This is a genomic window from Burkholderia sp. M6-3, assembly GCF_050858985.1.
Classification (GTDB): Bacteria; Pseudomonadota; Gammaproteobacteria; order Burkholderiales; family Burkholderiaceae; genus Paraburkholderia; species Paraburkholderia caledonica.
Genome location: NZ_CP110090.1, coordinates 2,676,548 through 2,697,956, shown reverse-complemented (window position 1 = coordinate 2,697,956; position 21,409 = coordinate 2,676,548). Strand labels below are relative to the sequence as shown.

General features: G+C 61.9%; 21 protein-coding genes and 1 tRNA gene. 12 read left to right on the top strand and 10 right to left on the bottom strand.

Annotation, left to right across the window (positions count from 1 at the left end):
- The first annotated feature begins 1 nt into the window (after position 1).
- The 8 genes from infC (at position 2) to OH764_RS11510 (ending at position 6,229) form a co-directional block, all read left to right on the top strand.
- Positions 2–526, top strand: coding sequence for a translation initiation factor IF-3 (infC, locus tag OH764_RS11545; RefSeq protein WP_074263967.1), 525 nt, complete (start codon positions 2–4; stop codon positions 524–526).
- A 246-nt stretch (positions 527–772) separates the two neighbouring features.
- Complete coding sequence (gene rpmI, locus OH764_RS11540; protein WP_006052501.1) at positions 773–970, top strand: 50S ribosomal protein L35; 198 nt, start codon at positions 773–775, stop codon at positions 968–970.
- Between the two features lie 29 nt (positions 971–999).
- The gene (rplT, locus tag OH764_RS11535; RefSeq protein ID WP_006052502.1) at positions 1,000–1,359 is read left to right on the top strand and encodes a 50S ribosomal protein L20; all 360 of its coding nucleotides are present in this window, start codon (positions 1,000–1,002) and stop codon (positions 1,357–1,359) included.
- 158 nt (positions 1,360–1,517) lie between these two features.
- Positions 1,518–2,531, top strand: a complete 1,014-nt coding sequence (gene pheS / locus OH764_RS11530) for a phenylalanine--tRNA ligase subunit alpha (protein WP_020069527.1) — start codon at positions 1,518–1,520, stop codon at positions 2,529–2,531.
- 184 nt (positions 2,532–2,715) lie between these two features.
- Positions 2,716–5,151, top strand: coding sequence for a phenylalanine--tRNA ligase subunit beta (pheT, locus tag OH764_RS11525; protein WP_498846887.1), 2,436 nt, complete (start codon positions 2,716–2,718; stop codon positions 5,149–5,151).
- 69 nt (positions 5,152–5,220) lie between these two features.
- The gene (locus OH764_RS11520) at positions 5,221–5,631 is read left to right on the top strand and encodes an integration host factor subunit alpha (protein ID WP_012433735.1); all 411 of its coding nucleotides are present in this window, start codon (positions 5,221–5,223) and stop codon (positions 5,629–5,631) included.
- 46 nt (positions 5,632–5,677) lie between these two features.
- Positions 5,678–6,091, top strand: a complete 414-nt coding sequence (locus OH764_RS11515) for a MerR family transcriptional regulator (protein ID WP_027776601.1) — start codon at positions 5,678–5,680, stop codon at positions 6,089–6,091.
- Positions 6,092–6,152: 61 nt separating this feature from the next.
- Positions 6,153–6,229, top strand: a tRNA-Pro gene (locus OH764_RS11510).
- A gap of 191 nt (positions 6,230–6,420) precedes the next feature.
- Here the strand turns inward: OH764_RS11510 and OH764_RS11505 are convergent.
- Positions 6,421–7,329 (bottom strand): LysR family transcriptional regulator, encoded by a 909-nt coding sequence (locus tag OH764_RS11505; protein WP_498846886.1) that lies wholly within the window; start codon positions 7,327–7,329, stop codon positions 6,421–6,423.
- Positions 7,330–7,440: 111 nt separating this feature from the next.
- On the opposite strand from OH764_RS11505, the gene OH764_RS11500 reads away from it, so the two are divergent.
- Genes OH764_RS11500 through OH764_RS11490 form a run of 3 tightly spaced genes read left to right on the top strand, consistent with a single transcriptional unit; the run spans position 7,441 to position 11,545 of the window.
- Entirely contained in the window at positions 7,441–8,790 is a 1,350-nt protein-coding gene (locus tag OH764_RS11500; protein WP_498846885.1) for an MFS transporter, read from the top strand.
- Positions 8,787–9,830: a hypothetical protein gene (locus tag OH764_RS11495; RefSeq protein ID WP_498846884.1), complete on the top strand. Its 1,044-nt coding sequence runs from the start codon at positions 8,787–8,789 to the stop codon at positions 9,828–9,830. Before OH764_RS11500 ends, OH764_RS11495 begins: the two co-directional genes overlap by 4 nt.
- A gap of 59 nt (positions 9,831–9,889) precedes the next feature.
- Positions 9,890–11,545 carry an alpha/beta hydrolase family protein gene (locus OH764_RS11490; protein ID WP_498846883.1) on the top strand — a complete coding sequence of 552 codons (1,656 nt, stop codon included), beginning with the start codon at positions 9,890–9,892 and terminating at the stop codon, positions 11,543–11,545.
- A 99-nt stretch (positions 11,546–11,644) separates the two neighbouring features.
- Here the strand turns inward: OH764_RS11490 and rng are convergent, their stop codons facing one another.
- From rng to upp, 9 genes are all read right to left on the bottom strand, one after another.
- Positions 11,645–13,114, bottom strand: a complete 1,470-nt coding sequence (rng, locus tag OH764_RS11485) for a ribonuclease G (RefSeq protein WP_020069534.1) — start codon at positions 13,112–13,114, stop codon at positions 11,645–11,647.
- Between the two features lie 9 nt (positions 13,115–13,123).
- Positions 13,124–13,753 (bottom strand): Maf family protein, encoded by a 630-nt coding sequence (locus tag OH764_RS11480; protein WP_498846882.1) that lies wholly within the window; start codon positions 13,751–13,753, stop codon positions 13,124–13,126.
- Between the two features lie 209 nt (positions 13,754–13,962).
- Positions 13,963–14,433, bottom strand: coding sequence for a 23S rRNA (pseudouridine(1915)-N(3))-methyltransferase RlmH (gene rlmH, locus OH764_RS11475; protein ID WP_020069536.1), 471 nt, complete (start codon positions 14,431–14,433; stop codon positions 13,963–13,965).
- A gap of 66 nt (positions 14,434–14,499) precedes the next feature.
- On the bottom strand, positions 14,500–14,955 hold the full coding sequence (gene rsfS, locus OH764_RS11470; RefSeq protein ID WP_020069537.1) for a ribosome silencing factor: 456 nt from the start codon (positions 14,953–14,955) through the stop codon (positions 14,500–14,502).
- A gap of 4 nt (positions 14,956–14,959) precedes the next feature.
- Positions 14,960–15,676, bottom strand: coding sequence for a nicotinate-nucleotide adenylyltransferase (locus OH764_RS11465; protein WP_498848809.1), 717 nt, complete (start codon positions 15,674–15,676; stop codon positions 14,960–14,962).
- Positions 15,677–15,737: 61 nt separating this feature from the next.
- Positions 15,738–16,661: an oxygen-dependent coproporphyrinogen-III oxidase gene (gene hemF / locus OH764_RS11460; RefSeq protein WP_498846881.1), complete on the bottom strand. Its 924-nt coding sequence runs from the start codon at positions 16,659–16,661 to the stop codon at positions 15,738–15,740.
- Positions 16,662–16,821: 160 nt separating this feature from the next.
- A complete protein-coding gene (gene purD, locus OH764_RS11455; protein WP_214877715.1) occupies positions 16,822–18,120 on the bottom strand; it encodes a phosphoribosylamine--glycine ligase in 1,299 nt (432 codons plus the stop codon).
- Positions 18,121–18,450: 330 nt separating this feature from the next.
- A complete protein-coding gene (locus OH764_RS11450; RefSeq protein WP_498846880.1) occupies positions 18,451–19,179 on the bottom strand; it encodes a YebC/PmpR family DNA-binding transcriptional regulator in 729 nt (242 codons plus the stop codon).
- A gap of 456 nt (positions 19,180–19,635) precedes the next feature.
- Positions 19,636–20,286 (bottom strand): uracil phosphoribosyltransferase, encoded by a 651-nt coding sequence (gene upp / locus OH764_RS11445; RefSeq protein WP_027776630.1) that lies wholly within the window; start codon positions 20,284–20,286, stop codon positions 19,636–19,638.
- Positions 20,287–20,534: 248 nt separating this feature from the next.
- Here upp and OH764_RS11440 point away from each other — a divergent pair, with 248 nt between their 5' ends.
- Positions 20,535–21,314, top strand: coding sequence for an SDR family oxidoreductase (locus tag OH764_RS11440; protein ID WP_498846879.1), 780 nt, complete (start codon positions 20,535–20,537; stop codon positions 21,312–21,314).
- The last annotated feature ends 95 nt before the right edge of the window (positions 21,315–21,409 follow it).

Sequence of the window (21,409 nt, the reverse complement as noted above, 5' to 3'; positions counted from 1 at the left end):
CATCGCTACTGATAAGTCTGCGCACCGCATCAACGGTGAAATTACGGCACCCGAGGTGCGTCTGGTCGGAGTCGAGAACGAACCGCTCGGCATCGTGAAACTTGCTGATGCGTTCCGCATGTCGGAACAGCAAGACGTGGATCTGGTGGAAATCGCGCCGCAAGCGGTTCCGCCGGTCTGCCGTTTGATGGACTACGGCAAGTTCAAGTACTCGGAAGCGAAGAAGCAGCACGAGGCCAAGCTCAAGCAGAAGATCGTTCAGGTCAAGGAAGTCAAATTCCGTCCGGGCACTGACGACGGTGACTACAACGTCAAACTGCGCAACCTCATTCGCTTTCTCGACGACGGCGACAAGACGAAAATCACGTTGCGTTTCCGTGGCCGCGAAATGGCTCACCAGGAAATCGGTATGCGCATGCTGGAACGCCTGCGCACGGACCTCGACGAAGTCGGTCAGGTCGAGCAAATGCCGAAAATGGAAGGGCGCCAGATGATCATGGTGCTCGCTCCGAAGAAAAAGAAGTAAGCGGTCAGAGCGGCGACGCGCCATGTGGCGCGTGTTCTGGTTGTGAAAAGTCGAACGATGCCACACCGGGTGTCCGGTGCGGCATCAGCAGGTTTCGAGACGGCGCTTATGCAAATGCGCGCTGTTTCCGAAAAGCGGCTGCCGGCAGTATTGGCGGTCTGCATACCAAGTGGAATGGGTTTCGAAGGGCGGGTAATGGCCATCTGGCCGACCGCACACCCATATCCATCTAATAATGGAGTTGTCATGCCGAAGATGAAGACCAAGAAGAGTGCTGCGAAGCGCTTCGTGGTGCGTCCGGGCGGTACCGTCAAGCGCGGTCAAGCCTTCAAGCGCCACATTCTTACCAAGAAGACCACCAAGAACAAACGCCATCTGCGCGGTTCGACGGCAGTTCATGATTCCGATCTGAACTCCGTGCGCGCAATGCTGCCGTTCGCTTAACCCTTAACCGAAACTCATAGGAGCGAAACATGCCTCGAGTAAAACGTGGGGTTACCGCACGGGCCCGTCACAAGAAGATCATCAAGCTGGCCAAGGGTTACCGCGGCCGTCGCAATAACGTCTATCGCATCGCCAAGCAGGCGGTCATGCGCGCAGGCCAGTACGCCTATCGCGATCGCCGCAACAAGAAGCGTGTGTTCCGTGCATTGTGGATCACGCGTATCAACGCGGCGGTGCGTCAGCACGACATGACGTACAGCGTGTTCATCAACGGCCTGAAGAAGGCTTCGATCGAACTCGACCGCAAGGTGCTGGCCGACATGGCTGTGTTCGACAAGGCTGCTTTTGCTGCGATCGTTCAGCAGGTGAAAGCCGCCGTTGCAGCCTGATTGCGCTTCTGGCAATTAACACTGCGTGGTTCGTTGCAGCGAACATCCGGTAGTCTCGGTGACGCTGCAACAAAAACGGGGCTCCTCACCGAGCCCCGTTTTTGTTGGTAGAACCAGTTTTGCATCGATTGAACACTGACGTTGAAATGATGGGATCAATGGACCTGGACCAGATTGTCGCGGACGCGCAAAAAGCCTTCGCAGAAGCCTCCGACGTCACCACCCTCGAAAACGAGAAAGCACGCTTTCTCGGCAAGTCGGGCGTGCTGACGGAACTGTTGAAGGGCCTTGGCAAACTCGATCCCGAAACGCGCAAGACCGAAGGCGCACGGATCAACCTCGTCAAGCAACAGGTTGAAGCCGCGCTGACGGCTCGCCGCCAGGCGCTGGCCGACGCGTTGCTGAATCAGCGCCTCGCCGCCGAAGCGATCGACGTCACCCTGCCTGGCCGCGGCGCCAATACGGGCAGCCTGCACCCGGTCATGCGGACCTGGGAGCGCGTCGAACAGATTTTCGGCAGCATCGGATTCGACGTGGCCGACGGCCCCGAAATCGAAACCGATTGGTACAACTTCACCTCGTTGAACAGCCCGGAAAACCATCCGGCGCGCTCAATGCAGGACACTTTCTACGTCGACGGCAAAGATGCCGACGGCCGCCAGTTGCTGCTGCGCACGCATACGAGCCCGATGCAGGTGCGTTACGCGCGTACCAACAAGCCGCCCATCAAGGTGATCGTGCCCGGTCGCACCTACCGTGTGGACAGCGACGCGACTCACTCGCCGATGTTCAATCAGGTCGAAGGCCTGTGGATCGACGAGAACATCAGCTTTGCGGATTTGAAGGGCGTCTATACGGACTTCCTCAAGAAATTCTTCGAACGCGACGATATTCTGGTGCGTTTCCGCCCGTCGTATTTCCCGTTCACCGAACCGTCAGCCGAGATCGACATGCTGTTCGAAACGGGAAAGAACGCGGGCAAGTGGCTCGAGATTTCGGGCTCAGGCCAGGTGCATCCCACCGTGATCCGCAACATGGGCCTCGACCCGGAGCGCTACATCGGCTTCGCTTTCGGCAGCGGCCTCGAACGGCTCACCATGTTGCGCTACGGCGTGCAAGACCTGCGTCTGTTCTTCGAAAACGACCTGCGTTTCCTGCGTCAATTCGCTTGAACGAACGCATTGCGCGACAAGCATAGAGCGCGGCCACGCACAGAGTGCATGCCGCCACAGCGTCCCGGCAGTGACAGGCAGTGACTCGCTGTAACTCATGGCAACTGGCGATTGCGCCGCACGCCGAGTTGCGCGATGTATCTGCCTCACGCGGACCTAACCCGATCAGAACGTACAGAGAACCATGCAATTCCCGGAATCCTGGCTGAGAACCTTTGTCGATCCGCAACTGACGACGGACGAGCTGTCGCACGCATTGACGATGGCGGGTCTCGAAGTTGAAGACTTACGACCCGCTGCGCCGCCGACCTCGAAGATCGTGGTCGGTCAGGTGCTGGAAGTCGTCAAGCACCCGGATGCGGACAAGTTGAACGTCTGCCAGGTCAACGCCGGCACAGGCGCCACGCTCAATATAGTCTGCGGTGCGCCGAACGTGGCGCCAGGCATCAAGGTGCCGGTTGCGCTCGTTGGCGCGCAACTGCCGCCGGCCGAAGAGGGCGGCGCGCCGTTCGAGATCAGACTCTCGAAGCTGCGTGGCGTGGAAAGTCAGGGCATGCTGTGCTCGGCGCGCGAACTGAAGCTCTCGGAAGATCATAGCGGCCTCCTGATCCTGCCGGAAGATACGCCGATTGGCCAGGACATCCGCGAAACGCTCAATCTCGACGACACCATTTTCGAGATCAAGCTGACGCCGAACAAGGCAGATTGCTTGTCGGTGTTCGGTGTGGCGCGCGAAACCTCCGCGATCACCGGTGCACCGTTGCGTCCGCTCGAGATCAAGCCGGTCCAGGTCAAGCTCGACGAGACGCTGCCCGTCAAGATCTCGGCGCCCGATCTTTGCGGCCGTTTCTCGGGCCGTGTCATCCGCGGTGTGAATGCGCGTGCGAAATCGCCGCAATGGATGGTCGAACGTCTTGAGCGTTCAGGTCAGCGCAGCATCTCCGCGCTCGTAGATATTTCCAATTACGTGATGCTCGAGCTGGGCCGTCCGTCGCACGTGTTCGATCTGGACAAGATCCACGGCGGTATGGACGTGCGTTGGGGCCGCAAGGGCGAAACGCTCAAGCTGCTGAACGGCAACACCGTCGAAGTTGACGAAACGGTTGGCGTGATCGCCGACGAGCAACACATTGAAAGCCTCGCGGGCATCATGGGCGGCGATAGCACGGCCGTCACACTCGACACGACCAACATCTACCTCGAAGCCGCATTCTGGTGGCCCGATAGCATCCGCGGCCGCTCGCGCAAGTACAACTTCTCGACCGATGCGGGCCATCGCTTCGAGCGCGGCGTCGATTACGCGACCACCGTTGAGCACATCGAGCGGATCACGCAACTGATCCTCGACATTTGCGGCGGCGAAGCGGGTCCCGTGGACGACCAGGTCGTCAATGTACCGCAGCGCGAGCCCGTGAAGATGCGCGTGTCCCGCGCGAACCGCATTATCGGCATCGCGATTGGCGCCGAGGAAATCGCACAGATCTTCACGCGTTTGGGCCTTGCGTTCGAACGCGACGGCGACACGTTCTCGGTCATGCCGCCGTCGTACCGTTTCGATATCGAGATCGAAGAAGACCTGATCGAAGAAGTCGCGCGTATCTACGGCTTCGAAAAGATTCCGGCGCGACCGCCGGTCGCCAGGAGCGAAATGCGCGCGACCAACGAAACGCGCCGCTCGATCCACACAATCCGACACGCGCTTGCCGCTCGCGATTACGCTGAAACGGTCAACTTCAGTTTCGTGGATGCCGAATGGGAGCAGGACTTCGCCGGCAATGACAAGCCTGTGCGTCTGCTGAATCCGATTGCGAGCCAGTTGTCGGTCATGCGGACCACGCTGATCGGCAGCCTGATTCACGTGCTGCGCACGAACCTGAACCGCCGTGCTGCGGACCGCGTGCGCGTGTTCGAAGCTGGCCGCGTGTTCCTGCGCGATCCGTCGATCAAGGCCGGAGAGCTCACGGTCGAAGGCTTCGCTCAGCCGAAGATGATCGGCGGGCTCGCGTACGGTCCCGCGCTGGAGGATCAGTGGGGCGCGCCGTCGCGTACCGTCGACTACTTCGACGTGAAGGCCGACGTCGAGGCGTTGCTCTCGCCGGCAGTCGCGCGTTTCGTGAAAGCGGAGCATCCCGCGCTGCATCCGGGGCGCAGCGCGCGCATCGAACTGAATGGCCGCGCGATTGGCTGGATCGGCGAACTGCATCCGCGCTGGATGCAAAAATATGATTTACCCAATGCGCCGATTCTGTTTGAAGTCGAAGCGGACGCATTAATGCAACGCGTATTGCCCACACCGTCGGAAGTGTCTAAATTCCCGCCGGTGCGTCGCGATATCGCGGTCGTTGTCGATCAGAAAATCGAGGCGCAGGCGCTCCTGGACGAGCTCCAGAAGGCTCAGTCGGAGCCCGCCTGCAAGACCGTCCAGAAGGTTGTGCTTTTCGACGAATTCCGTCCAAAATCAAACACTTCCGGTGGCTTAGGGGCTCACGAGAAAAGCCTTGCGTTCCGTGTTACCTTGCAAGATACTGGCGGGACCCTTCAGGACGAAACGGTCGATCTGGCCATTCAGACTCTGGTGGAACGTCTGGCTCGAGTATATGGCGCACGGTTGCGCGGATAACCCGCATTTAACAATTGCGCGGCTGTTTCCGCATCCTTTGTTTTCTGCATGGCGCGCCATTTGATAGATATGAATGAAATGAACTCGAGTGATTTCGAAGCCCTTCTTACGGCGCAACGCAGCGCCATGATTCGAGAAATTCCGACATCACCCGCCGTCGTTTCAACTGAAACGCCGACGCTCACCAAAGCGGAACTTGCCGAGTTGCTGTTCGACAATGTCGGGCTCAACAAGCGGGAAGCTAAAGACATGGTGGAGGCGTTTTTCGAGGTGATCCGGGATGCGCTGGAGAGCGGCGACAGTGTGAAGCTGTCGGGCTTCGGCAACTTCCAGTTGCGCGACAAACCGCAGCGTCCCGGCAGAAACCCGAAAACCGGCGAGGCAATTCCGATTGCCGCGCGCCGCGTTGTGACGTTCCATGCAAGTCAAAAGCTGAAGGCTCTGGTCGAGAACGGCGCCGAAGCGAGCTTCACGCGCTGATCGACTGGCGCGTTCCTGCGCAACCCATCACGACGGCTAACTGACGATGACAGCGACGATGGAAAAAGTCGTCTTGCCTCCGATTCCGGCGAAACGCTACTTCACGATTGGTGAGGTCAGCGAACTATGCGGCGTCAAACCGCATGTGTTGCGCTATTGGGAGCAGGAGTTTACGCAGTTGCGGCCTGTCAAGCGACGCGGCAATCGCCGGTACTATCAGCATCACGAGGTGCTGTTGATCCGGCGGATTCGTGAGTTGCTGTACGAGCAGGGCTTCACGATCAACGGTGCACGCAACCGCCTGGATTCACATGGTGGCGGTGCGCACAATGCGCCGGCTGAAATGGGCGAACAGGTCGAGGGCTTCGTTCCGCCGGAGACAACAGCAACCGCGAGCGCCGTCGACGTCGAGCAGTTGCGCAAAGAACTGCTGAACGTGATCGATCTGCTGAATCGCTAGTCGCTTTATTGGCGCGAACGGTTCTATTCGAATGAAGTGTCTGTTATAATTTTGTGCTGTTCGGGGCGTAGCGCAGCCTGGTAGCGTACCTGCATGGGGTGCAGGTGGTCGGAGGTTCAAATCCTCTCGCCCCGACCAAGAAATCAAGGCCTTATGGATGCATGTCCATAAGGCCTTTTTCGTTTCGAGCCCATCTTAACCATACGTTTGCTCCACAGTACGGACGGCTCTAGCGGCAACAGAACAAGTTCTTATACATCACAGGACACGCCGCAAGAAACAGCGGCACCGGCCCGCACCTCTCCCCCAAACCTCGGCCAGCCCAACACTCACTCGCGGCTCGGATGCTGATGCACAAAAGCGAGCAGCGTCTTGCGAAAATGCGAAGCCGCCGGGCTTTGCGAGTCATCACGCGTAACGAGATGCAATGGTGCGCGAAAAGCATGGTCGCCCGCCACGCGGCTGTAGCGCACGCTTTCCTGGTGGTAGCGATGCATCGACGCGGGAACGAGCGAGATACCGCCGCCCGCTGCCACGAGGTTAATGGCCGTTACCATGCGCGGCACTTCGTCGACCACGTTTGGCTCGAAACCCTTTGACTGACAGGCGCTAATAAAATCCGCGTACATACCGGGGGCGCCAGGCCGACGCACGAAAATAAACGACTCGTTGGCAAGCTTCTGAAGCGCTATGGCGCGGCTGCTTATAAGCCGATGTCCCACGGGCAGCACCAGCAACATTCGTTCTTCGGCCAACAGTTCGAACCGAAGACCGGCCGGCGTGTGAACCGGTTTGCGCAGAATCGCCGCATCCGCACGGTCGTCTATCATCATTTCGATGATGTCCGCCGCGTTGACCTCCGTCATTTCGATGGCGACCTCGGGGTACAGCTCACGGAAATTGCGGATGGCGGTGGGCGTCAGAGGGTGGAACGCAGCCGAACTCGTGAGCGCAACGCGCACGGTGCCGATGTGCCCTCGCGCAACGCGGCGCGCCTGAACGACTGCATTGTCCAGTTCGAGCAGCATGGAGCGAGCGCGTGCTGCGAACGTTTCACCTGCCGCCGTCAACGAGACGCCGCGCGGCTGTCGCACGAAAAGCGCGAAGCCCAGTTCCTGTTCGAGTTCCTGAATCTGCTGCGACAGCGGCGGTTGCTGTATGTGCAGCCGGGCGGCGGCGCGGGTGAACTGGCCTTCTTCGGCGACCGCGAGGAAGTAGCGCAAATGTCTCAGTTCCATGGTTGGCCTGCTATATGTGTTGGATATGGCAACCGCGTCTCACATGTATTTTACATTGGTGACTTTCGCACGTACTCTCTATTTGCAGGCAGCCGAATACAAAGGAGACACATGCAAACCGTTATGCAAGCGGTCACGCCCGCTGTGCCCGCGCCACCTCTGAGCCGTTCACAGATGCGCCGCGCGGTGCTTGCTTCAGTCATCGGCAATGGTCTTGAGTGGTTCGACTTTCTGATCTACGGGTATTTCGCCAAGGTCATTGCACAGGTGTTCTTCCCTGCGAACAACAGCTTTGTGTCGATCACATTGACGCTCGCCACGTTTGCAATCGGCTTTCTGGTGCGGCCGCTCGGCGGCATTGTTATCGGCGCGTGCGCCGATCGTTACGGGCGCCGCAAGACGCTGTCGCTGCTGATTCTTCTAATGGCGCTGAGTACGCTGATGATGGGCCTCACACCCGGCTACGCGACTATCGGCATTGCTGCGCCACTCATTGTGATTGTCGCGCGCATTCTGCAGGGGTTGTCGGTGGGTGGAGAGTTCGCAACCGCAGCCGCAATGCTCACGGAATATGCGCCGCTTCGGCGCAAGATGTTCTTCGGCAGTTTTCAAATGACGTCGCAGGCCGTCGCGCTCCTGCTCTCGTCGCTCTGCTCGCTGCTCCTCACCACGCGGCTCTCGCACGAGTCGCTCGTGTCGTGGGGCTGGCGCGTGCCGTTCCTGCTCGGCGCGCTCGTCGGTCCGGTGGGCTTCTATATCCGGCACAAAGTGGGTGAGTCGCCGGAGTTTCTTCAGCTGCGCGAGCGGCTCGGACACCCGCCGCGTCAGTCGTTTCGCACGTTCATTCGTGAGCGCGGCGACGCGGCGCTGTGCGCGATGGGCGTCATCATCGTTGGGGCCGCAACGAACTACCTGTGGCATTCATACATGCCGCTGTATGTCGAGCACCAACTGCATTTGCCGCTGAAAAACGCGTTGTTTGGAACGGCCATGTCGGGCCTGATCGGGATTGTCGGCTATCCGCTGGCGGGGCGTCTTGCCGACCGTTTCGGCGCATATCGTTTGTTTTTCCCGGTCACGATAGCGTGGGTGTGCGTTGCGTATCCGCTCTTTGCATGGGTGCTCGCGGCGCCGTCCGCTGAACGTGTGTTCACCGCGCAAATGATTGCGACTGTCGTGCTTAGCCTCATGTCCGGTGCGCACCCCGGCATGCTCACGCAGCTCTTTCCGACCGCGACGCGCTCCACAGGCGTTGCGCTCTCGTACAACGTGGCGGTCACGCTGTTCGGCGGTCTTGCGCCCCTCACGGTTTCGACCTTAATCGACGTTACCGGCTCGCGGTTGGTCCCTGCATGGTATCTGATCTGCGCAGGCATCATTTCGCTGCTGCTTGTTGGACTGACGGCCTCCGGGCGGCGCCTGGTTCGCAAGCCTGATCTCTGGCTGGCCGACGGTCAATGAGCGGCGCGATGAATCTTGTAATGGACAGCGATGCACGGCCACGCAACGAAGTGCCTGTGCAGGTGGTAGCCAGCGAACGGTTGATCGTATCGAACGCGCGCGGTGAGGCGGCCGTGCCGCTTTTCAAGGGCGGCAGTACGCGGCCCACTCAAGCGACTCGCGTGGTCGTGATGCTGCACGGAAGACTTCGCGATGCGGATGCGTATCTGCAATCTACGCAGTGCGCGCTGGCGTCGTCGACTGTCGAGCCCGACAGCGTGATCCTCGCCGTACCGCAGTTTTTGGCGACGGCCGATGTCCAGCATCACTCGTTGCCGGCCGACTGTCTGCACTGGGAGTGGACCTCGTGGATGGGCGGTCTCGATGCGATCGGGCCGGCGCCGCTAAGCTCTTTCGACGTACTCGACGCGCTGATCGAACATTACGTGCGTGACGGCGCTTACCCGAACGTGCGGGAGATCGTCATTGCCGGGCATTCCGGCGGGGCGCAGGTCGCGCATCGCCACGCGATACTTAGCGACGCCGCCGCGCGATGGAGGGTGGCGGGAGTGAACGTGCGTTATGTCGTTGCGAATCCGTCGTCGTATGTGTACTTCGACGCGTGGCGTCCGCACTGTGCAGACGGATCGAGCGCAGACGCACGCGCCGCTTGCACCGGGTTCAACGCATGGAAGTACGGCACGGAAGGGCTGCCGCGCTATGCGAAGGGACTGGATGTCCAACAGCTCGAATACCGTTATGTCGATCGCGACGTCACTTATCTGCTCGGCACCCACGACAACGATCCGGCGCATCCGGCTCTCGACCGTTCATGCGAGGCCATGATGCAGGGCCCGCATCGGCTCGCAAGGGGCCGCGCCTATTTCGCGTATTTGCGCAGACGGCATCCGCAGTTGCGTCATCAACTGTACGAGGTGGCGGGCGCGGCGCACAGCGGTGACGCGATGTTCGTGTCGCAGGCGGGTGTGCAGGCGCTCTTCGGCACAACTGCACGGCTTATCGACCCCGGCGTCGTGCATGAGGGCCGCGCGCTCGAATAGCAACAGCGGCGCGGACGCATAGCAACAACATAACCAGCCAATCGTTTCAGGAGACGAAGATGATCAGAAGATCGCTCGGGTGGGCGCTCGCCTTCACCTTTTGCATCAGCGGATGCGGCGGCAATGGACCGAACAGCGAGAATGCGGGCGGTTCGACGCCTGCGCCGACGGCGGCCACGCAATGCGGCGCGCTGAGCGGGCTGTCGATTCCTGCGTCCTCGATTGCTGTACCGACCAGCGGCGCGACAATCACGAGCGCGACGCTAGTCGAAACGAGCGGTGAATACTGCCAGGTGAATGGTGCAATCGCACCGGTCGACCCGGCTGCGCCTTCCATCAATTTCCAGGTCAACCTGCCGACCAGGTGGAATCGTAAGGCGCTGCATTATGGCGGCGGCGGTTTCGACGGCACGCTGATCACTGGTGTCGATCCGCTCGACATGGCCCCGACCGGCACATCGACGCCGCTCGCAAACGGCTACGCGACCTTCGGCGACGACTCGGGGCATCAGAGCTCGAGCATTACGGACGGCAAGTTCGCCGCCAACGACGAGTCGCTTGCGAACTACGGCGGCTTGAGCCTCAAGAAAACACACGACGTCGCCATGATGTTGATCAAGAAGCGCTACGCGAGCGCGCCCGACAAGGTCTATTTCTTCGGCAGTTCGACGGGGGGACGCGATGGTCTGAGCGAAGCGCAGCGCTGGCCGCAGGACTACGACGGCATTGTGGTGAACCGTCCCGCGCTCAACTATACGGGGCTTCGTCTGAGCAATGTCGTGCTCGGCCGGGCGCTCTATCTGAATAACGGTGCGGGTTGGCTCGACGTGGCCAAAACGGTGTTGCTGCAGAACGCGGTCATGACCGCTTGCGACGCGCTCGACGGCGTCGCCGACGGCGTCATCGCGAACGTGGCGGCGTGCAAGGCACAGTCGGCCACGCTGCTGGCATCGCTGCGCTGCCCGAGCGGCGCGGACTCGGGCGATACCTGTCTGTCGGACGCGCAGATCGCGACCGTGCAGACCATTGCAGCGCCGCTGCAATTGCCTTATTCGCTTGCTAACGGCGTGACGCGTTACGCCGGCTACAACATTCTCGCCGGTTCAGTCTTCGCCGGGCCGAACACGACGCGCGATCTTGGCGAGTCCAGAGTCCCTGCGAATCCTGCCGGCAAGAAGGACGCTAACCAATGGGTAACGGGCGACCAGTGGGTCAAGTACTTCGTCACGCGCGTGCCGACTTTCGATTCATTGACATTCGACCCGCTGAATCCCGGTACGTACCAGTCGCGAGTGCAAACCGTGTCGGCGCTCGCGGACGCGACCAGCACCGACCTGAGCGCCTATGTCGCGAAAGGCGGCAAGCTCATCATGACGCACGGTCTTGCAGACGAGATTGTCAGCACTGATTCGAGCACGGATTACTACAACGGCCTTGTGCAGCGCTTCGGACAGAGCACGGTGGATGGGTTCGTACGCTTCTACCTGATGCCGGGCGTAGGGCACGGCACGGGACCGTTTCATCCGGCTGTCGATTCCCTCTCCGCGCTCGATCAATGGGTAGAGACCGGCAAGGCGCCCGAAACGCTCTCGATGAGCGATCTGAACGCCGCAACGCTCGGCAGAACGCGGCCGCTGTGCCGTTATCCGCTATGGCCAAAGTACATTGGCGGAGATATCAATGTGGCCGCGAGCTTCCAGTGCGCTAGCTCGTAACGCGCAATTGCCTGACGCCGCCCGCAGGGCGGCCCCACGATCGGCGTGAGTCGAGTCTCTGAACGATGGAGAGCGCGGTTCCCGGTCCAGTCGGTGGACCTACATCAGCACGATGTCGTACTGCTCCTGGCTCAGATTCGACTCCACCTGCAACGACACCGGCTTGCCGATGAAATCAATCAACATTGCCAGATGTTGGGACTCTTCTTCGAGAAACAGGTCGATCACCTGTTGAGACGCAACCACGCGAAACTCGCGCGGATTGAACTGTCGCGACTCGCGCAATATCTCGCGCAGCACGTCGTAGCAAACGGTACGCGGCGTTTTCACCTGGCCCTTGCCCTGGCAAACCGGGCAGGGTTCGCACAGCACGTGCGCGAGCGATTCGCGCGTGCGCTTGCGTGTCATTTCAACCAGCCCGAGTTGCGAAAAACCATTCACGGTCACGCGTGTGCGATCGCGCGACAACGCCTTCTTCAATTCGCCCAGCACCTGATCGCGATGCTCGACATTTTCCATATCGATGAAATCGATAATGATCACGCCGCCCAGGTTGCGCAACCGCAATTGACGCGCAATGGTATGCGCTGCTTCCAGGTTCGTCTTGAAGATGGTGTCGTCGAAATTACGCGCGCCGACGTAGCCGCCCGTATTTACGTCGATGGTGGTCATCGCTTCGGTCTGGTCGATCACCAGATAGCCGCCCGACTTCAGATCCACACGGCGCGACAACGCGCGCTGGATCTCGGCCTCGATGTTGTACAGATCGAAAAGCGGCCGCTCGCCTGTGTAGTGATGCAGTTTCGCGGACACCGCCGGCGTGAACTCCGCCGCGAAATCGGCAAGCATCTGATACGTCTCGCGCGAGTCGACCTGAATGCGCGATGTTTCATCGTTGACGAAATCACGTAGCACGCGTTGCGCCAGATTCAGATCTTGATAAAGCAGACTCGTGGGCGGCATCCGCTGGCCTTGCGACAGGATCGTTGCCCACGTCTTTCGCAGATAGGCGACGTCGGCGGCCAGCTCTTCGCTCGTCGCATCTTCGGCGATGGTGCGCACGATGTAGCCGCCTTTCTCGTCGGCAGGCAATACGGCGGTCAAACGCGCGCGCACGGCCTCGCGCTCAGCTTCGCTTTCGATCTTCTGCGAGATGCCGATATGCGGCTCTTGCGGCAGATAGACGAGCGTGCGCCCGGCAATGCTCACTTGCGTGGAAAGCCGCGCGCCCTTGGTGCCGATCGGATCCTTCACCACCTGGACCATCAGCGTCTGACCTTCGAACACGATTTTTTCAATCGGCTGATGCGGCGTCTGATGTTGCGGCTCGCCGGCAATGCGCGGGTGCCAGATATCGGCTACATGGAGAAACGCGGCGCGCTCGAGACCGATGTCGATAAAAGCGGATTGCATGCCCGGCAACACGCGCACGACCTTGCCGAGATAGACGTTGCCGACGCGGCCCCGCGACAGCGTTCGTTCGACGTGAAGTTCCTGGACGGCGCCTTGCTGGACGAGCGCGACGCGCGTTTCCTGCGGCGTGACATTGATCAGGATTTCTTCATTCATGGTGTTGTTCTAGAAGTCGATGCGCGCTGCACGCAGGAGGGCAGCGGTTTCAAAAAGCGGCAAACCCATGATACCTGAATAGGACCCGTCGATATGCTCGATAAACTCCGCGGCGCGCCCTTGCACGCCGTACGCTCCCGCCTTGCCGAACGGCTCGCCGCTCGCTACGTAGCGGCGAATCGCGTCTCGATGCAACGCAGCAAAGCGCACTGTCGATGTGGACAGCGCGGAGGGCAGTAGCTCGCCGTAAGCATCGACCACCGCCACGGCCGTCAGCACTTCGTGATCGCGGCCAGACAGGCGCGCGAGCATCGCTTCGGCGTCGTCGGCGTCGAGCGGCTTGCCGAGAATCGCGTCGTCAATCGTGACGGTTGTATCCGCAACCAGAACAGGTCGTGCGGCGTGGTTGCCGGCCACGAGCCGGGCGTGCGCGGCGCGCGCTTTGGCCACGCACACGCGCTGCACGTAGTCGTGCGCACGCTCGCCGGGCAATTCGGCTTCGAGCGCTTCGGCGTCTTCATCGGGGCGCGGCAGCAGCAGTTCGAAGCGCACGCCGATCTGTTGCAACAACTCCTGACGGCGCGGACTTTGCGACGCGAGATACACGAATGGATGCAGCGGAGCGGCGGACGTTGGCATGAAATTGTCTCGAACAAACGGTTTATGTGAGCGTGCGATACCGAGCGCGCCCGGGCGCGGCTCGGTATGCGGGCGCGGGGCTACGCGAGCGCGTCGGCAGCGTAACGAGGAACTAAGGCAATTGCCGGCGATTGCTGGCAACTGTGGTCGCAACGTCCCGTGTCAGGACCAGCGGGACTCGAAACGCCAGGCGTCCCGATCGATCTCACTCACGCGCGATGATAGGGATGATTCTGCGTGATGGTCCACGCGCGGTAAAGCTGTTCGGCGAGCAGCACACGTACCATTGCGTGCGGCAGCGTGAGGCTCGAGACGCGCAGCATCATGTCGGCACGTGCCTTGAGTTCGGGATCGAGCCCGTCTGCACCGCCGATCAGAAACGCGACGTCGCGGCCGTCCTGCTGCCAGCCGGGCAGGGCGCCGGCAAGTTGCATGGTGGTCCAGTCTTTGCCGCGTTCGTCGAGCGCAACGATGCGCGCGTTTTTGGGCAACGCTGCTTCGATCTTCAGTCGCTCGGCGGCCATTACGCTCTCGGCCGGACGGCCGGACGAACGCTGCTCGGGCTTGATTTCGCGCAGCTCGATACGCAGCTCCGGCGGCATGCGCTTCGCGTATTCGTCGAAGCCGACAGCGATCCAGTCGGGCATCTTGTGGCCGACAGCGAGGATGTGCAGTTTCATGATGCGTAGGAGCGCCGCTCGCGCAGTTCCGCTGGGACGCGGTTGCAGCGAGCGGTCAAAGCCCGCTCACTTGCGGCGCGCGGCCGTCTTGCGCGCGGGCTTCTTCACAGCCGGCGCCTCTTCGTCTTCTTCGTCCTCGTCGGGCTCGCTCGAACGCGCGCCGCCGAACGGATCAGGCGTAGAGAGCTTGATGCGGACCGGCTTGTCGCCCCAGATTTCCTCGAGGTTGTAGTACTGGCGCAGCGCCGGTTGCAGGATGTGGACAATCGCGTCGCCGCAATCGACCAGCACCCATTCGCCGATGTCCTCGCCTTCGGTGCTGACGATGTCGCCGCCGGCTTCCTTCACGCCCTCGCGCACGCTCGAGGCCAGCGCCTTGGTTTGCCGGTTGGAGGTGCCGCTCGCGACGATTACGCGATCGAACAGCGCCGTCAGGTGGCTGGTGTTGAACACCTTGATGTCTTGCGCTTTGACGTCTTCGAGAGCGTCGACGATCACGCGTTGCAGTTTGCGAATATCCATGGGTTTACCGGTGGTACAAATGATGTTGAAGAATGTAGTCCCACACCGCAGTGGGGACGTGGCTTGCGGCCTCACCCTGTTGTTCGCCGCCCACATGGGCTAGCCGCTGGCTCACCTGTTCACGCAGATGCGCGCGAATGTCGGTGGCCGAGACGTTGAACGCAAGCGTGGTGTCGATCAGCAAGTGGCCGCAAGGCGTGGCTCGCAGAACGTCGGCGCCGGCGCGGCGTGCGTCGATTTCACTCGCGACCGCGGGCGGAATCGACGCGAGATCGAAACCGGGCCGCGTGGCCGCGCAGATGTGCGCGAAGTCGAACAGGCGCCGCCAGTCGCGCCATGTATCGAGATGCACCAGTTGATCCGCGCCGATCAGCAATGCAATGGACACCTCGTCGCCTTCCCGTTCGCGCCAGCGTTGCAGCGTGTCGACAGTGTAGGTCGGGCCTTCGTGGTCAATTTCGTCGGTTGCGACTCGCACCGTCGCGCCCGGTAGCTCGAGTTGACCGGCCGCCGCGCGTGTCATGGCGAGGCGATGCACGGCCGGCGACACGTCCGCTTTCTGCCACGGCTGGCCGGCCGGCAACAGTACCAGTTCGGTCAGTTGCAGCACGTCGGCGAAACGCCGCGCGAGCGCAAGGTGGCCGTCGTGGATCGGATCGAAAGTGCCGCCGAGCAAACCGATCCGGCGAGGCAGTGCAACAGGATGAGCGTTCGGCTTCAGGTGAAAGTCCTTTGTCGTAGCCAGGAGCGGGGCAGTGCGCGTCTGCGGGGTTGCCGAGCGCTCACACCCAGTCGCGTGGCACGAGAAAATCGGTGTAAAGGCGCGCTTCCGGCGTGCCCGGTTCGGGATGCCAGTTGTAGCGCCAGTTCACCACAGGCGGCATCGACATCAGAATCGATTCGGTGCGTCCGCCGCTCTGCAGCCCAAACAGTGTGCCACGGTCGAAGACCAGATTGAACTCGACATAGCGCCCGCGCCGGTAAGCCTGGAAATCGCGCTCGGCCTCGCCGTACGGAATGTTGCGGCGCTTTTCGATGATCGGCAGGTACGCTTTGAGGAATCCTTCGCCCACGCTTCTCAGCATGGCGAACGATTGATCGAAGCCCGGCGCCGAGTAATCGTCGAAAAAAATCCCGCCGATGCCGCGCGGCTCGTTCCTGTGCTTCAGGAAGAAATAGTCGTCGCACCAGCGCTTGAAGCTCGGGTAGAGGTCCGCGCCATAAGGCTCCAGCGCATCGCGGCAGACGCGGTGGAAATGCTGCGCGTCTTCTTCGTAGCCGTAGTACGGCGTCAGATCCATGCCGCCGCCGAACCAGAACACCGGCTCTTCGCCGGGCTTGGTGGCGACCAGCAGGCGCACGTTCATATGCACGGTCGGGCAATGCGGATTGTGCGGGTGCAGCACGAGAGACACACCCATCGCCTCAAAGCCGCGCCCGGCCAGTTGGGGACGCGCCGCGCTCGCGGAGCCCGGCAACGCGTCGCCCGCGACGTCGGAAAAGCCAATGCCGGCACGTTCGAAGAAGTTGCCGCCTTCCAGAATGCGCGTGAAGCCACCGCCGCGCAGCTTTTCGCCGGGCGTGCGCTGCCATGCGTCGGTGGCGAAGGGCTTGCCGTCGAACGCGCCCAGCGTGTCCGCGATTTGCGTTTGCAGGCTTTGCAGCCAGATGCGCACGGCTTGTGCGTCGTAGCTCGAATCGGTCATCAATGCAGGTGCTGAAGGCGGCACGTCGGTGCCGCGGGTTGCTCGTGAGGCGCCGCGCTGTGTTTCAAAAACGCCGCCGCGAAGGCGCGGCCGAACGGGCGCGCCCGCATACCCGCAGTGTAGCGCCGCTGGCGCCGCGAACCGGCGAGCGCCTCGCGCGTCAGTGCTTGCCTTCCGTTTTCGCGTCGTGCTTGCGGTTCAGCGCGCGATAGCCGATGTCGCGCCGGTACTGCATGCCGTCGAACGAAATCTGGTTGATCGTTTCATACGCGACCGACTGCGCGCTGCGCACCGAATCGGCCAGACCGACCACGCACAGCACGCGGCCGCCCGACGTGAGGAGCTTGCCGTCGGTTAGCGTGGTGCCCGCATGGAACGTGACCGAGTCCGCCGTCTCCGCAGGAATGTCGTTGATGCGGTCGCCCTTGCGCGGGGTATCCGGATAGTTGTGCGCGGCGAGCACCACGCCCAGCGCGGTGCGGCGGTCCCACTCCAGTTCGACCGTGTCCAGCGTGCCGGCGATTGCCTGCTCGACCACCTTCGAATAGTCGCCCTTCAAACGCGCCATGATCGGCTGCGTTTCGGGGTCGCCCATGCGGCAGTTGAACTCGAGCGTTTTGGGATTGCCTTGCGCGTCGATCATCAGACCCGCGTACAGAAAGCCGGTGTAGCGGATGCCTTCTTTTTCCATGCCGCGCACGGTCGGCAGGATGATTTCGCGCATCACGCGTGCATGCAGTTGCGGCGTGACAATCGGCGCGGGCGAGTAGGCACCCATGCCGCCAGTGTTCGGGCCCTGATCGCCGTCGAGCAGACGCTTGTGGTCCTGGCTCGACGCGAGCGGCAGCACGTGCTTGCCGTCCACCATCACGATGAAGCTTGCCTCTTCGCCCGCGAGGAACTCCTCGATCACGACGCGCGCGCCGGCGTCGCCGAGCTTGTTGTCCGACAGCATCATGTCGACCGCGGCGTGCGCTTCTTCCAGCGTCTGCGCGACGACCACACCCTTGCCGGCGGCGAGGCCGTCAGCCTTGATGACGATCGGCGCGCCCCTGGCGTCGAGGTACGCGTGCGCGGCGGCGACGTCGGCGAAGGTTTCGTATTCGGCCGTGGGGATCGCATGGCGCTTCATGAACGCCTTCGCGAAGTCTTTCGAGCTTTCGAGCTGCGCCGCTTCCTTCGTCGGTCCGAAAATCTTCAGGCCGCGGGAGCGGAACAGATTGACAATGCCTGCCGCGAGCGGCGCTTCGGGCCCAACCAGCGTGAAGGCGATCTGTTCCTGCTCGACGAAATCGGCGAGCGCGGCCGGCTCCGTAATGTCGACGTTGCGCAGACGCTCGTCCTGCGCGGTTCCGCCGTTGCCAGGAGCCACGTAGACGAGCTGGACCCGCGGCGATTGCGCGAGCTTCCATGCGAGCGCATGTTCGCGACCGCCGGAACCGACGACGAGTAACTTCATGTGAATCCCCGAGACTTTAAAAACGATAAACGGCTGAAGCAGCGAGCGCAGCCGTGCAATAAATAGCGAGATTCGCGCCGGGTCGGCCCGCGCCGGCGATCAAGCCGGCGCACCAAGCCCGGGACGAGCCCGAGTGGCGATGACGTGGCGGGCGCACAACCCTGCACCTCTGTCCGAAACGCCCGTTCAGCGCAACGATCTGCATAAAGCGGCAGCAAACCAGCAACAAAGCCGCAATCAAGCAGCAACCAGAAGGCGCGCCGGCAGCCCGTCGCGGGTTCGGGTTCGTCGATCAACGCGAGCCCCAACCCGAACGGTGCCTGAGCATGCTCACTCGTCGGCGATCGCGGCGTTTGTATAGACTTCCTGCACGTCGTCCAGATTTTCCAGCGCGTCGAGCAGCTTCTGCATTTTCACCGCGTCGTCGCCGGTGAACTCGACTTCCGTCTGAGGTTTCATTGTCACCTCGGCCACTTCGGCCTTGAAGCCCGCGACTTCGAGCGCGGCCTTCACCTTCGGGAAGTCGTTCGGCGGGCACAGAACTTCAATGCTGCCGTCTTCGTTCGTGACGACGTCGTCGGCGCCGGCTTCGAGCGCGGCTTCCATCAGCTTGTCTTCGGGCGTGCCCGGCGCAAACAGGAACTGGCCGACGTGATCGAACATGAACGAGACCGAGCCGTCGGTGCCCATGTTGCCGCCGTTCTTCGAGAACGCGTGACGCACTTCCGCGACCGTGCGGGTACGGTTGTCGGTCATGGTGTCGACGATCACCGCCGCACCGCCGATGCCGTAGCCTTCGTAGCGGATTTCTTCGTAGTTCGCGCCGTCCACACCGCCCACGCCGCGCTGGATTGCGCGGTTGACGTTGTCTTTCGGCATGTTGGCGTCGTACGCCTTTTCGACGGCGAGCCGCAGACGCGGATTCGAGTCGATGTCGCCGCCGCCCATGCGCGCCGCGACCTGAATTTCCTTGATGAGCCGCGTCCAGACCTTGCCGCGCTTGGCGTCGGCCGCTGCTTTCTTATGCTTGATGTTGGCCCATTTCGAATGACCCGCCATACCTTTCTCCGTCGCGCGCGCCAGCGGGGCGCACGCATTGTGCAATTGTCGTTGCGATTCCGGGCGCTCGTGCGTGTGCTTGCCGCTTTGCGCCTCGATGCTGAATTCGCGCCCTTGTCCGTTTAGCCGCCGTTACTCAAGTCCAAGTCGCGTCGTGTCTCGTCTCATCGCGCCGGGCGCGGCTGGCGGGTGCGAAGCACTGTGGCGCGGCCGGCAGGCGCCGTGCGGCTAACGCCGCGATTAACGGCTGGCTCGCCCGGTCGGCGTGCATTGGCCGCCAGGACACGCTGCGAGCCTCGAGGTGCCGGAAGCGGGGCTGCCCTTTAAGTGGACTCGAATTTTATCACGGCGGGACGGGGCGGCAGAGGCAGACGTCGACGTGAATTGCACAGAAAGTGCGCGTGCACGGTGTTCAGCGGCGGCAATGAGATGCCGCCGGCCCCATTTTTCTATTCGTCAGTTCTTCGTTCCGAACAAGCGGTCGCCCGCATCGCCCAAGCCCGGCACGATGTACGCGTGCTCGTTAAGATGCGAATCGAGCGATGCAACAAAAAGCTTCACGTCCGGGTGGGCGTCCTGGAACACCTGCACGCCTTCGGGCGCGGCGACCAGCGCGAGGAACAGGATGTTCTCGCCGGCCACGTTGCGGCGCTTGAGCACGTCGACTGCATGCACAGCCGAATAGCCGGTCGCGACCATCGGATCGCACAGAATGAACACGCGGTCTTCGAGATCGGGCAGGCGCACCAGATATTCGACCGGCCGGTGATCTTCCGCGCGGTAAACGCCGATGTGACCCACGCGCGCCGACGGCACCAGTTCCAGCAGGCCGTCCGACATGCCGATGCCGGCCCGCAGCACCGGCACGATGGCGAGCTTCTTGCCGGCGATCACCGGCGCGTCGATCTCGACGAGCGGTGTGCTGAGCCGGCGGGTGGTCATCGGCAGATTGCGGGTGATTTCGTAGCCCATCAGCAGCGTGATCTCTCGCAGCAGCTCGCGGAACGTGCGCGTCGAGGTGTCCCGGTCACGCATGTGCGACAGCTTGTGCTGGATCAGCGGGTGATCGAGGATGAAAAGGTTGGGGAAACGGCTGTCCTGAGTCATGGGCGGGGCACGAGCGGCGGCAAAAAGGTCGATTCGGGGCCGATTCGAGGATCGGTTCGGCGCATTGCGCGGCGAGCGCAATCAACTTGCGACGGCCGGCGCACGCGCCACGGCGCAAGTTTACCGAAAGAGTGGCACCGGAAGATACCGGAGATTGCAACAGCCCGGCGCAGTCCGGCACCGATTCTTCTAGAATCGGGGGAAACTTTGCAACCATTCATCAAGACGCCAGCGAGGAGAACGCATACATGGACATGGGCATTGCAGGACGCACGGCGCTGGTTTGCGCGGCGAGCAAGGGTTTGGGGCGTGGTTGTGCTGAAGCGCTCGCGGCCGAAGGCGTCAACCTGACGATCGTCGCCCGCACTGCCGGCCCGCTCGAGGCGACAGCCGACGAAATTCGCCGTCAAACCGGCGTCGAGGTGAAGACGGTCGCATGCGACATCACCACGCCCGAAGGCCGGGCAGCGGCGCTCGCAGCCTGTCCGCAGCCGGACATTCTGGTGAATAACGCGGGCGGCCCGCCGCCGGGCGACTTCCGCGAATTCACGCACGACGACTGGATCCGCGCGCTGGAAAGCAACATGCTCACGCCGATCGAGCTGATCCGGGCGACCATCGACTCGATGAGCGCGCGCGGCTACGGGCGCATCGTCAACATCACGAGTTCGTCCGTGAAGGCGCCGATCGACGTGCTTGGCCTGTCGAATGGCGCGCGTTCGGGCCTGACCGGTTTTGTCGCAGGTCTGGCACGCAAGATGGCGCCCACCGGCGTCACGATCAACAACCTGCTGCCGGGCCTGTTCGACACGGACCGGATCGCCGTCACCATGCAGGCGGCAGCGAAATCGAACAACATTTCCCTCGAAGAAGCCCGCGTGCAGCGCATGAAGGCGATTCCCGCCGGACGCTTCGGCAATCCCGACGAATTCGGCCGTGCCTGTGCCTTTCTGTGCAGCGTGCACGCGGGTTACATCACCGGACAGAACTGGCTGATCGACGGTGGCGCCTATCCCGGCACGTTCTAGACGCATACGTTCACATAGGTGCGTGCCGTGGGTCCACGGCAGCACTTCGAGCAACATCACAACAACGACAATCACAACGGTTCCAGGAGTCTTAC